Origin of the sequence: Amycolatopsis sp. WAC 01375 (assembly GCF_003947325.1) — a bacterium.
Lineage (GTDB): Bacteria > Actinomycetota > Actinomycetes > Mycobacteriales > Pseudonocardiaceae > Amycolatopsis.
Map to the genome: position 1 here is coordinate 152,970 of NZ_QHHW01000052.1, position 11,530 is coordinate 164,499.

The 11,530-nt window shown below is 68.1% G+C and carries 13 protein-coding genes; 5 read left to right on the plus strand and 8 right to left on the minus strand.

Going from position 1 to position 11,530, the window contains the following annotated elements:
• Together DL991_RS34130 and DL991_RS34135 are read right to left on the minus strand one after the other, a co-directional pair.
• Positions 1–1,221, minus strand: a complete 1,221-nt coding sequence (locus tag DL991_RS34130) for an MFS transporter (protein WP_125788467.1) — start codon at positions 1,219–1,221, stop codon at positions 1–3.
• Positions 1,218–1,736: a helix-turn-helix domain-containing protein gene (locus DL991_RS34135; RefSeq protein WP_125788468.1), complete on the minus strand. Its 519-nt coding sequence runs from the start codon at positions 1,734–1,736 to the stop codon at positions 1,218–1,220. Before DL991_RS34135 ends, DL991_RS34130 begins: the two co-directional genes overlap by 4 nt.
• A 107-nt stretch (positions 1,737–1,843) precedes the next feature.
• Between DL991_RS34135 and DL991_RS34140 the strand changes: the two genes are divergently transcribed.
• Positions 1,844–2,818: an aldo/keto reductase gene (locus DL991_RS34140; protein WP_125788469.1), complete on the plus strand. Its 975-nt coding sequence runs from the start codon at positions 1,844–1,846 to the stop codon at positions 2,816–2,818.
• Here DL991_RS34140 and pqqB read toward each other — a convergent pair.
• The 5 genes from pqqB to pqqA all read right to left on the minus strand — a co-directional run bounded on the left by pqqB (position 2,815) and on the right by pqqA (position 5,885).
• A complete protein-coding gene (gene pqqB / locus DL991_RS34145; protein ID WP_125788470.1) occupies positions 2,815–3,678 on the minus strand; it encodes a pyrroloquinoline quinone biosynthesis protein PqqB in 864 nt (287 codons plus the stop codon). The two genes, DL991_RS34140 and pqqB, sit on opposite strands and share 4 nt — an antisense overlap.
• Positions 3,675–4,757, minus strand: coding sequence for a pyrroloquinoline quinone biosynthesis protein PqqE (gene pqqE, locus DL991_RS34150; RefSeq protein ID WP_125788471.1), 1,083 nt, complete (start codon positions 4,755–4,757; stop codon positions 3,675–3,677). The genes pqqB and pqqE overlap by 4 nt, the downstream gene beginning before the upstream one ends.
• Positions 4,748–5,020, minus strand: a complete 273-nt coding sequence (gene pqqD, locus DL991_RS34155; protein ID WP_125788472.1) for a pyrroloquinoline quinone biosynthesis peptide chaperone PqqD — start codon at positions 5,018–5,020, stop codon at positions 4,748–4,750. Before pqqD ends, pqqE begins: the two co-directional genes overlap by 10 nt.
• A 2-nt stretch (positions 5,021–5,022) precedes the next feature.
• Positions 5,023–5,703, minus strand: a complete 681-nt coding sequence (gene pqqC, locus DL991_RS34160) for a pyrroloquinoline-quinone synthase PqqC (RefSeq protein ID WP_125788473.1) — start codon at positions 5,701–5,703, stop codon at positions 5,023–5,025.
• A gap of 86 nt (positions 5,704–5,789) precedes the next feature.
• Positions 5,790–5,885, minus strand: a complete 96-nt coding sequence (gene pqqA, locus DL991_RS34165; protein ID WP_125788474.1) for a pyrroloquinoline quinone precursor peptide PqqA — start codon at positions 5,883–5,885, stop codon at positions 5,790–5,792.
• 315 nt (positions 5,886–6,200) lie between these two features.
• Between pqqA and DL991_RS34170 the strand changes: the two genes are divergently transcribed.
• Positions 6,201–7,187: a sorbosone dehydrogenase family protein gene (locus DL991_RS34170; RefSeq protein WP_125788475.1), complete on the plus strand. Its 987-nt coding sequence runs from the start codon at positions 6,201–6,203 to the stop codon at positions 7,185–7,187.
• A 74-nt stretch (positions 7,188–7,261) separates the two neighbouring features.
• Here DL991_RS34170 and DL991_RS34175 read toward each other — a convergent pair whose 3' ends face one another.
• Positions 7,262–8,638: a wax ester/triacylglycerol synthase family O-acyltransferase gene (locus DL991_RS34175; protein ID WP_125788476.1), complete on the minus strand. Its 1,377-nt coding sequence runs from the start codon at positions 8,636–8,638 to the stop codon at positions 7,262–7,264.
• Positions 8,639–8,733: 95 nt separating this feature from the next.
• Between DL991_RS34175 and DL991_RS34180 the strand changes: the two genes are divergently transcribed.
• The 3 genes from DL991_RS34180 to DL991_RS34190 are packed head-to-tail and all read left to right on the plus strand — an operon-like array spanning position 8,734 to position 11,504.
• On the plus strand, positions 8,734–9,747 hold the full coding sequence (locus DL991_RS34180) for a glutathione S-transferase family protein (protein ID WP_125788477.1): 1,014 nt from the start codon (positions 8,734–8,736) through the stop codon (positions 9,745–9,747).
• A complete protein-coding gene (locus tag DL991_RS34185) occupies positions 9,731–10,888 on the plus strand; it encodes an FAD-binding oxidoreductase (protein ID WP_125788478.1) in 1,158 nt (385 codons plus the stop codon). The genes DL991_RS34180 and DL991_RS34185 overlap by 17 nt, the downstream gene beginning before the upstream one ends.
• Positions 10,881–11,504 carry an MSMEG_1061 family FMN-dependent PPOX-type flavoprotein gene (locus DL991_RS34190; RefSeq protein ID WP_125788479.1) on the plus strand — a complete coding sequence of 208 codons (624 nt, stop codon included), beginning with the start codon at positions 10,881–10,883 and terminating at the stop codon, positions 11,502–11,504. The genes DL991_RS34185 and DL991_RS34190 overlap by 8 nt, the downstream gene beginning before the upstream one ends.
• Positions 11,505–11,530: the final 26 nt, after the last annotated feature.

Here is an 11,530-nt window from a genome sequence, read left to right on the forward strand (position 1 = left end):
TCAGGGCTGGGCGGCGTGGGTCTTCCGGACGAGGCCGCGCACCTGGCCGCTGCACAGTGCGAGACAGGTGGCCGCCACGACCAGGGCGGCGCAAGCGAGCAGTGTCGTGCTGACCCCGAAGTGCTGGGCGGCCGGTCCGGCCGCCATCTGGCCGAGGGGCAGCGCGATGAAGGAACCGAGCATGTCGTAGGAGTAGACGCGCGCGAGCTTTTCTTCGGGCACGTTCTCCTGCAGCGAGACGTCCCACGCGACCACGAACTGCTCGATCGCCAGGCCGGACACGAACATGGCGGCCAGCAGCAGCGGCAGCCATGGCGCCTGGCCGAGGAGGATCAACGGCGGCGCTTCGAAAAGGATCACCGCGACGCCGACGAACAGTGCGCGCCGCGGCTGCCATCGAGCCACGAGGATCCCGCCGACGAGTGAGCCGATCGTCTGTGCGGCGAGTGCGAACCCCCAGCCGGAGCGGCCGAAGCTGCTGTCGGCGACGACGGGACCGAGTACCGCGATCCCGCCGGCGATGACCGCGTTCACCACCATGAACTGCACGACCACGACCCACACCCAGGTGCGCGACCGGAACTCGTGCCAGCCTTCGACGAGTTCCGCCAGCGGGCGGCTGCCGGGGGTCCGCTCCCGGCGGCTGAGGCGGATGCACCGGTAGGACAGGGCGGAGCCCAGGAACAGCAGCGCGTTCCCGCCGAGCGCCCAGCCGGGGCCGACGGCGGTGACCAGGATGCCGCCGAGGCCGGCGCCGGCGATCCGGCCGGAGTTCGACAACAGCCTGCCGAGGGCGTTGGCCGGTGCCAGCAGTGCCGCGGGCACCGTCAACGGGGTGAGCGACGCCGAGGCGGGGGCGGAGATCGCGGACACCGCGCCGTTGACCACGCTGAGGCCGACCAGCAGCGGGATCGACGCGAATCCACAAAGGACACTCGCCGCGATGACGGCCTGGGTCACGGTGGCGGCGAGTTCGGTGCCCTGCAGGATCACCGAACGCGGCAGGCGGTCCGCCAGCACCCCGCCGAACAGCAGCAGGACCACGCTCGCCACCGAACGCGCGCCCACGACGATGCCGATGTCGACGGCCGAACCGGTCAGGTCGATCACCGCGAACGCCAGCGCGAGCGGGGCGACGGCGTTGCCGAACTCCCCGAACGTGCGGCCGCCGATCAGCCAGCGGAAGTTGCGGTGGCGCAGGGGTTCGCGCAGCGACGTCACGGTCGCCTCATCTCGAACATCGCGACCGTCGCGCTGACCGGAATGGTCCCCCGGGTGCGGGGCGGTTTCGCGGCCGAGTGCAGAAGCTCGCTCAGCTCATGGGCGTGGGCGAGTGCCTTCTTCCAGCTCTCACGGTCGACCCACATCTCCACGTCGGCCGTCAGTCCGCGTTCACCGCGGACGTGGAATTCGCTGCGGCGCACGAGTTCGGAGGCCATCGTCGTGATGAGAAGCCGGTGTTCCTCCGGATTCGTCGACGTGCACCGCGATCCGGACTCCGGATCGTGCCGGTAGCGTTTCGCCAGCCCGCCCCGGATCCGGACCTCCTCGACGACGTCGAGCAGTCCGGCCTCGTGCAGCCGCCGTAGGTGATAGCTGACATTCGCTTGTGTCTCACCGAGCTCACGCGCGGCTTCGGCCGCGCTCATCGCGACACCGGTCAAAAGCGACAGAATGCGCAGCCGAACGGGATGGGCGAGGACACGGAGCCCGTCGAGGCCGGGAGAGTCGGACATGGGACGAGTATCGACTGCCGGGACGCGAACCGTCAAACAGTTATTTGGGGGTTTCAATGGCCGGGAGGTCCGGTGCGGTGATCCGATGTCTGTGCTCTGCTGGAGTCATGCGTACGACGACATTGGGCAGGAGTGGTCTCGAGGTCTCGAGGATCGCTTTCGGCACCTGGCAACTCGGCGGGGATTGGGGTTCGTTCGACGAGGACGCGGCGATCGCGGCGATCCACCACGCGCGCGAACTCGGGGTGAACTTCTTCGACACCGCACAGGCCTACGGTTTCGGGAAGTCCGAAGCGATGCTGGGAAAGGCGCTGCGTGAGGAACTCAAGCGCGACCGCGACAACCTCGTCATCGCCACGAAGGGCGGCATCAAGCCGCGTTCCGAACGGCCGCGCGATTCCCGGCGCGAGTGGCTGGCACAGGGAATCGAGGACAGCCTTCGTTTCCTCGACGTCGACCACATCGACCTCTACCAGATCCACTGGCCCGATCCCGGCGCCCCGGCCGAGGAGACCGCGGGGATCCTGCAGGAATTCGTCGACGCCGGGAAGATTCGGCACGTCGGTGTTTCGAACTACGACGCCGCGGGGCTGGCCGCCTTCGACCGGACCCGTCCGGTGGAGACCTTGCAGCCGCCGTATCACCTGTTCCGCCGTGACATCGAAACCGATCCGCTGCCGTACGCGCGGGAGAACGACATCGGCGTGCTCGTGTACAGCCCGCTGGGCAGTGGCCTGCTGACCGGTTCCTTCACGCCGGAGACGACGTTCGAGAAGACCGACTGGCGTTCCCGGTCTTCGGCGTTCACCGGGGAGACCTTCCGGCGCAATCTCGCCGTCGTCGACCGGCTCAAGGAATTCGCCGCGGGCAAGGGGATCTCGGTCGGTCAGCTCGCGATCGCGTGGACGCTCGCCCAGCCGGGCGTGCATGTCGCGATCGTGGGCGCGCGCAAGTCGGCCAACATCGAGGCCAGTCTCGCCGCGGCCGACGTCGACCTGACAGCGGACGATCTCGCGGAGATCGATCGGCTCACCGCCGACGCCGTCCCGGTGTCGGGCGCGAGTCCGGAAGGTGTCGCCTAGAGCTTGAATTCGGTACCGTCCAAGGGAAGCGAGGCGCCGCCGGCCAGGACGGCGGCGTGCTCCGGCGAGGCCGGGTCGATCACCGGGTTCGTGTTGTTCAGATGCGTGTACGCCCAACGCGGGCCGGGCCGCAGCTTCGCGAGACTTCCGGTGATCGGCAGATGCCCCATCGCCAGCTGGGCGCCGTCGCCGACCTCGGCCGCGGTGGCTCCCGACATCTCGTCCGGCGCGAAGAAAGTTCCGTCCAGCAACACCAGGCCGGCGTCGCGAGTGAACTCGTCGAAGCCGTCCGGCCAGCTCTTCAGGCAAGGCGCGTACACGAGGACGCCGCCGGTCCGGACGTCTTCGATCCGGTACGCCACCACCCATGGGCCGTCCTCAGTGGACGAACGCGCGTACTTCGGCCGCTTGTCGCTCACGGGAAGCACGCTCACCCGAAGACCGTCGATGGCGATTTCCGAAGACGGCAGCCAGTCCCAGCCGCCGTAGCCGTCGATGATCGACCGCGCCGGGAACTGTTCGGAGAGCGCGTGCAGGACAGCGTCCGGTGCCCACACCGGGAGCCCGCCCGCTTCCCGAAGCAGGAGCAAGCCGAGTGAATGATCGAGCTCGGCGTCGGTGAGCAGCACCCCGCGCAACGGGATCTCCCTCGGCCCGGGCCCGGCGCGCAGCGGTGGTGTGGCGAGGATCTGCGCGCGGATGTCCGGCGACGCGTTGAGCAGGTACCAGCCCTCGCCGTCCGCGCTCACCGCGACACAGTCCTGCGTCCGCGGCGGCGCGTCGGAAACGCACAGCGCGCAGGCGCAGTTCCATTGCGGGAAGCCGCCGCCCGCCGCGGTGCCGAGCAGGATCACCCTCATCGCGGTCCGCGCATCACGAGTTCGTCCGTTTTCGGGGGCGCGGCGAGGATGAGGTCGACGACGTCGCGCTGTGGTGAACGCGAGCACACGGGATCCGTGGCCGCGGCGTCGCCGGTGAGCTGGAACGCCTGGCAACGGCAGCCGCCGAAGTCGATCGCGCGCCGCTCGCAGGTGCCGCAGGTGTCCGGCATCCAATCCTCACCGCGATAGGCGTTGAAGGAGCTGGATTCGTACCAGATCCATGCCAGCGGTCTGTCCCGTACGTTGTCGAACTCCAGCGTCTTGATCGCCGTCGAAGCGGGACACGGCAACACGTTCCCATCGGGTGCCACGGTCAACTGCCGCGCGCCCCAGCCGTACATGCAGGGCTTCGGGTACCGCTCGTAGTAGTCGGCGACGACGTAGATGATCTCCATGCGCCCGCGCAGCCGTTCGGTGGCCGCGCGCACGATCGGCTCGGCCTCGTCGAGTTGCCGCCGGGTCGGCATCAGGGCGTCGCGGTTGCGCAGAGCCCAGCCGTAGTACTGAGTGTTGGCCAGTTCGAGCCGGTCCGCGCCCATCTCCTCGGCGAGGTCGATGATCCCGGCGAGCTGATCGTGATTCTGGCGGTGCAGGACGACGTTCACCGAAAGCGGCAGCCCGGCCTTCTTGATCAGCTCGGCGGCGATCAGTTTCCGGTCGTGGGCCCGCGCACCGGCGAGCCGGTCGGCGCGTTCGGCCGTCGCGCCCTGGACGGACAGCTGGATGTGCGCGATGCCGCGTTCGACGAGATCGTCCAATCTGGACTCGGTCAGTCCGAGTCCGGACGTCACCAGGTTCACGTAGCAACCCAGTTGCGTGGCGTGTTCGACCAGGATGGGCAGGTCCGGTCTGGCGAGTGGCTCACCACCGGACATGTGCACCTGGAGCACGCCGAGCTCCCGTGCCTGTGAGAGTACGGAAATCCATTCCTCTGTGGACAGTTCGCCGTCGCGGGCGATCAGTTCGACCGGATTCGAACAGTACGGACAGTGCAGCGGGCAGCGGTGGGTCAGCTCGGCGAGCATGCCCAGCGGCGGCGCCGCGGTTTTCAGGTCCATTCGACGATCCGCCGTTCTCCCAGCCGGGACAGGACGTCCAGGATCTCTTCCTCGCGCACACCGGAATAGCGCTCGCGCAACGCCGAAGCGATCGCCGCGACGTCTTCGACGCCGTCGCAGAGCTTGAGTACGGCGGCGGCGGTCGGATTCGGGACGAGTACGCCTTCAGGGAACAGGAGGACGTGTGTTTCCCTGGTCTGGTCATAGCTCAGCCGGACCCCGCGCCGCAGCCGCGGCACCGAGCCCATTTCGAGGGTGCTCATCGCTACTCCTTGGCCGCGGCGCGCTCGATGGCGTCGAGCATGGACCAGAGCACGTCGGTCTTGAAGGACAGCGCGGCGATCGCCCTCTCCTGCTGCTCGCGGGTGACGGCGTGCCGCACGACGATATCGAGCGTTCCCTTGCCCTCGCCGGAGACCTTGTCGATGCGATTGGTGAAATAGGCGAGGTCTTCCGGCGCGATCCACGAATAGTTCGCCAGCATGTCGGCGACCCGTCGCTGCATGAGATGGCCGGCGAACATTTCGGTCAGCCCCGAAGCGACCGCTTCGAGCCAAGGTTTCGTGCGGGCGAAAGTCACGTAGGCGTCGACGGCGAACCGTACGCCGGGGGCGACGTGCCGCTGATCGAGAACCTCTTCGCGATCGAGCCCGACCGCGGTGCACAAGCGGAGCCACCGCTCGGTTCCGCCGTCGCCTGCCTTCGTCCCGTCGTGATAGACGATGCGGTCGAGCCATTCCCGGCGTATTTCCGGCAACGGACAGTTGCTGATGATCGCCGCGTCCTTCTGCGGGAGCACGCATTGGTAGTACCAGCGGTTCGCGGCCCAGATCTTCAGTTCGGACTCGGACAGGTCGCCCCGGTGCATCCGCTCGTGGAACGGGTGGGTGCCCCAATAGCGGTGCGAAAGCCCGCGCAAGGCCGCGATGAAATCCGACGACGACATGGGGGACACCGTGCTGCCTCCAACGGCTCGCTGATCGGGACGGCGGCGCGGTGGTGGGGGAACGGCCCCCACCACCGGATACGAAGTCAGTCCTCCATGCGGGCCGCGTAGGCGGTGACCTCCATGGGGGTTTCGTACTCGACGAAGTCGGGGGTGGTCCATACCTCGATGCTTTCGATCATTTCCGCTCCTAACGTCCACATGGGATCGAACAGGGCCGAGCCACCGTCACCCTAGAAGCGGGCCGCCGATTCTGACCAGACGCAAGGACCGACTTCCGGAGGTGTTTTGTAAAGTTTCCTACCTATGGCCGATCGAGCGACTCCGATCGTCACGCTCGGCGCACATAACGGTTAACGGCGGGCCCTGTCGATAGCCCGTCCAGTGGTGTCCGTTTCGTCCTGCGGTGTGTTTGTATCCAACTCGACGGGTGCACCCCGACCACCCGTCTACCGCCGCCATCCGAGCTCCAGGGGTGTAGCTGAAGGAGGCGTCCCATGTCCTTACGTCGTATTCTCGCCGCCACGTTCGCCGCCGCGACGGCCGTGTCGATCGCGGCCGTTCCGGCGGCGGCCGCCGAAGCGCCGTCCGTCCAGGCGATCAGACAACTCGCGAGCGGCCTCAACCAGGCGTGGTCGATCGACTTCCTGCCCGACGGCACCGGCCTCTTCACGCAGAAGGACGCCAAGACGATCAGCAAGATCGACAAGGCGGGCAAGGTCACCACGGTCCAGACCATCCCCGGGGTGAGTGTCACCGCGGAGGCGGGACTGCTCGGCATCGCCGTTTCGCCGAACTACGCCACCGACCAGACGGTCTTCATCTACTACACGACCAGTTCCGACAACCGGATCGCCAAGCTGAAGCTGGGCCAGACGCCGACGCCGATCGTCACCGGCATCCCGCGCGGTTCGCAGTATCACCACGGCGGCCGGATCAGGTTCGGCCCGGACGGCTACCTCTACGCGGGCACCGGCGACGGCCAGAACGGTGCCAACGCGCAGAACAAGAACTCCCTCGGCGGCAAGGTCCTGCGCGTCACCACCGACGGCGCGGCCGCGCCCGGCAATCCGTTCAACAGTCGCGTCTACTCCTACGGCCACCGCAACGTCCAGGGTCTGACCTGGGCGAACGGTCAGCTGTACGTCTCCGACATCGGCGCCAACAGGCTCGACGAGCTGAACAAGATCGAGTCCGGCAAGAACTACGGCTGGCCGACCTGCGAGGGGCCGTGCAACACGGCGGGGATGACCAACCCGGTCAAGGCCTGGCCGACGTCTTCGGCGACGCCGAGCGGGCTCGCGGCCTACAAAGGCTCGTTGTACATGGCTTCGCTCAAGGGTGGCACGTACAAGCTCGACCTGAACGGCAACGGCGGCAAGCTCTGGACCAACCTCGGCCGCACGCGTGACGCGGTCGCCGGCCCGGACGGCCAGCTGTACACGATCACCCCGGGCGCTCTCTACGTCTCCGACGGCAGCTGACCCCGGCGCAATTCGGCACCTGGTTGCGGTAGTTCGATGCTGAACTACCGCAACCAGGTGCCGAATTGCGGGGGTCAGCTGCGGGGTAGCGAGACCGCGTGCTCGAGTTCGACCAGCGCGGTGTCCAGGTGGGTCAGGATGCGCTGGAGATGCGGGACGCTGCGGCGGCAGCCGGTGACGCCGAAGTCCAGGTTGTCCCCGTTGCTGGTCAGCGTGATGTTCAGCGCCTGCCCGTCGAGCAGCACCGACGCCGGGTAGATGCCGTCGAGCGACGCGCCGTTCCAGTACATCTGCTTGCGCGGCCCCGGCACATTGGAGATCACCAGGTTGAACGGCGGCTTCGTGTTGTTCACGAAACCGGGGATCGGCGACACACCGAGCTGGGCGACGTTGATCCCCGACAGCAACAGCGTCTGCAGCGGGGTCAGCTCCGAGAACAGCTTCTTCCCGTTCCGCATCGACGCGTTGATCGCCGCGAGCCGTGCGGCCGGATCGCTCAGGTGCGTGGCCAGATTGCACAGCAGCGCGCCGATGTTGTTCCCCGCCGCGTCCCCGCTGTCCTTGCGCCGCAGGGAAACCGGGACCATTGCGGTCAGCGGCGCGTCGGGAAGCGCGTTCTGTTCGATCAGGTAGTCGCGCAGCGCTCCCGAGCACATCGCGAGGACGACGTCGTTGCGCGACACCCCGGCCGCCGTGGCGATCTTGCGTACCCTGTCCAGCGACCACGACTGCGCCGCGAACCGCCGGGCACCGCCGATCGGGACGTTGAACATCGTCTTCGGCGCCTGCGAAGGCAGCGTCAGGGTGTGCTCCTGGAACGCCTCGCGCGCCACCTTCATCGCGGCGGGCGCGATACCGGCGAGCTGGTTGACCGTCTTGCCCATGGTCTGGAACAGCGAGGGCGACGCCTTGCCGTTACGGTCGCCCTCGGGTTTGGGCCGGGAACCCCACGGCGGCGGGCAGTCGAGGTCGAACGGGTCGTCCGACAGCGTGCCCTGCAGATGCCGCAGCGCCGAGACGCCGTCCATCAGCGCGTGGTGGATCTTGCTGTAGATCGCGAACCGGCCGTCCTGCAGCCCCTCGACCAGGTGGATCTCCCACAGGGGACGATGCCGGTCGAGGAGGGTGCTGTGCCAGCGGCCGGTCAGCTCCAGCAGTTCGCGGATCCGGCCGGGCTGGGGCAGTGCCGAATGCCGGAAGTGGTAGTCGAGTTCGAGTTCGGTGTCGGTCGACCAGGCGAGGTGGCCCGCGGTGTTGACCGGCCGGGCCGGACGGCGCCGGAACACCGGGCGCATGTTGTCGGAATCGAGCAGTTTCCGGCGGATGTCACGCAGGTAGTCGGGTCCGGCGTCCTCGGGTTTCTTGAACAGTTGCAGCCCGCCGACGTGCATCGGATGTTCGCGCGTCTCGACGAGAAGGAACATCGAGTCGGTCACGGGCATGAACGGCATCGTCGGACCACCTTCCGCGCGGCGGCGTGCGAGCACGCCGGGTGCCAGAGTCTACGCACACCGAAACCACCATCTCACGCTTTAGGGTGGCTCACATGACGATCCCGACCGATCCGCGGACAGGCGAGTTCCGTCGGTCCGCCAACCATTTCGACGCGCGTGTCACCGCCGACGGCCGTGACGGCTGGCCGGTGGAAGCGGGGAGATACCGGCTGGTGGTCAGCCGGGCCTGCCCCTGGGCGAGCCGCGGGCTGATCGTCCGGCGGCTGCTCGGCCTCGAGTCCGCGCTGAGCGTGGCCGTCGCCGACCCGATCCAGGACGAGAAGAGCTGGCGGTTCACCCTCGATCCCGATGACCGGGATCCGGTTCTCGGCATCAAGTACCTGGCCGAGGCCTATCACGCGGCCGACCCGCACTACATGGGCGGGATCAGTGTTCCGGCCATTGTGGACATTCCGAGCAAACGGCTCGTGAGCAACGACTATCCACAGATCACCCTGGATCTGTCCACCGAATGGACCAGTCTCCACCGGCCCGGCGCGCCCGACCTCTACCCGGAGCGACTGCGTGACGAGATCGACGACGTCAACGTGGGCGTCCACGCGGACGTCAACGCCGCTGTGTACCAAGCCGGTTTCGCGACCAAACAGGCCGCATACGAGGACGCGTACACCCGGCTCTTCGCCATGCTGGACGTGCTTTCCGAGCGGCTGGAAGAGCAGCGCTACCTCGTCGGTGACACGATCACCGAAGCGGACATCCGGCTGTTCACCACGCTCGTCCGCTTCGATCCGGTGTATCACGGGCATTTCAAATGCAACCGGAACAAACTGACCGAAATGCCGGTGCTGTGGGCTTACGCCCGTGACCTCTTCCAAACGCCGGGTTTCGGTGACACCGTCGATTTCGACCACATCAAGCGGCACTACCACGCGGTGCACGAGCAGGTGAACCCGACGCGGATCGTCCCACTGGGACCGGACCTGTCCGGCTGGACGGCGCCGCACCACCGGGAGCGGCTGGGCGGGCGCCCGTTCGGCGACGGCACGCCGCCGGGACCGCCGCCCGAGGACGAACGGATCGGGGACACGGATGGAGCCACTTCCTGAACGCACCGACGTCGTCGTGATCGGCGGTGGCATCGTCGGGGTCAGCTGCGCGTACCGGCTCGCCGCGGCCGGGGTCTCGGTGCTGCTGCTCGAACGCGGGAGCCTCGGCGGAGGCTCGACCGCGAAGGCCGCGGGCGGGATCCGGTCGTCGTTCACCACCCGGGTCAACATCGAGATCGGGCTGCGCGGGCTGGCCGAGTACGCCTCCTTCGCCGAGACGTACGGGACCGAGATCGACTTCCGCCGCGACGGCTACCTGTACCTGGTCACCGACCCGGCCGATCTGCCCGAATTCGAGCGCTGCGCCGAACTGCAGAACTCCTACGGCGTCCGCAGCCGGCTCGTCGAGCCCGCCGAAGCGCGGCGGTTCTCCCCGCTGATCGACACCGACGGCGTGATCGCGGCCCTGTGGTCGCCGGACGACGCCAAGGCGACGCCGGACTCCGCGGTCCAGGGCTACGCGCGGGCGGCACGCGCGCACGGCGCGGTGCTCAGGACCGGCGTCGAGGTCGTCGGGATCGAACGCGACGGCGACGAGATCACCGGTGTCCTGACCGGCGAAGGCTTCGTGCGGACGAACGCGGTGGTCTGCGCGGCGGGCGCGTGGTCGGGGCTGATCGGCGAACTCGCCGGCGTCGACCTCCCGGTGCGGCCGTTCCGGCGGCAGGTCGTGTTCACCGGCCCGGTCGCGGACCTGCCCGGATCCGTGCCGCTGACCATCGAGATGCCGTCCGCCTTCTACTTCCACCGCGAGGGCCTCGGCCTGGCGATGTCCTTCTGCGACGGTGACGGCGAACCCGGCTTCGACACCCGCTACCAGCCTGGCGACTGGCTGCCGAAACTTGCCGAAATCGCCGCGCGCCGGGTGCCCGCGGTACTCGACGCGGGGATCCGCGGCGGCTGGGCCGGGCTGTACGAGGTCACCCCCGACCGCAACCAGATCGTGGGGGAAAGCGTCCACCTGTCGCGGTTCTTCTACGCGACCGGTTTCTCTGGACACGGGTTCCAGATGGGCCCGGCGGTGGGGGAGCTCGTGCGGGACCTCTACCTGGGGTGGGTCCCGGCCATCGACATCACCGGGCTCGACGTCCGCCGGTTCGCCGGCGACCGGGCCGTGACGAGGGAGCACAACATTGTCTGAGTTCGTCGAAGTCACCACCGAGGCCGAGCTGCGCGAGATCCTGCCGCCGCCGCTGGAACGGACCGCGAACAAGGCGCGTCCGAAACTGCACGAGATGGACCGCCAGTGGCTCGCGGAGTCACCGTTCGTGCTGATCGCGACGTCGGCGGCCGACGGCACCTGCGACGTCTCGCCGAAGGGCGACCCGGCCGGGTTCACGCTGGTGCTGGACGACACGCGGATCGCCATCCCGGAGCGTCCCGGCAACCGGCGCGCCGACGGGTTCCACAACGTGCTGTCGAACCCGCACGTCGGGCTGATCTACCTGATCCCCGGCCGCGGCGACACACTGCGGATCAACGGCCGCGCGCGGCTCGTGCGGGAAGCGCCGTTCTTCGACGACATGATCGTGAAGGGCAGCCGGCCGAAGCTGGCGCTGGTGGTCGACATCGACGAGATCTTCCACCACTGCCAGAAGGCGTTCATGCGGTCGAAGCTCTGGTCGCCGGAGAGCTGGGCGCCCGGCGCGCTGCCGTCCCGCGCGGCGATCGCCAAGACCTTCGAACGGCCCGACGAGAGCTTGGCCGACCTCGAGGCCTATTACGCCCCTGCTGCCTACTCGGCCGGGTTGTACTGACGACGCACTGCGCGTGAAGGCCCCCT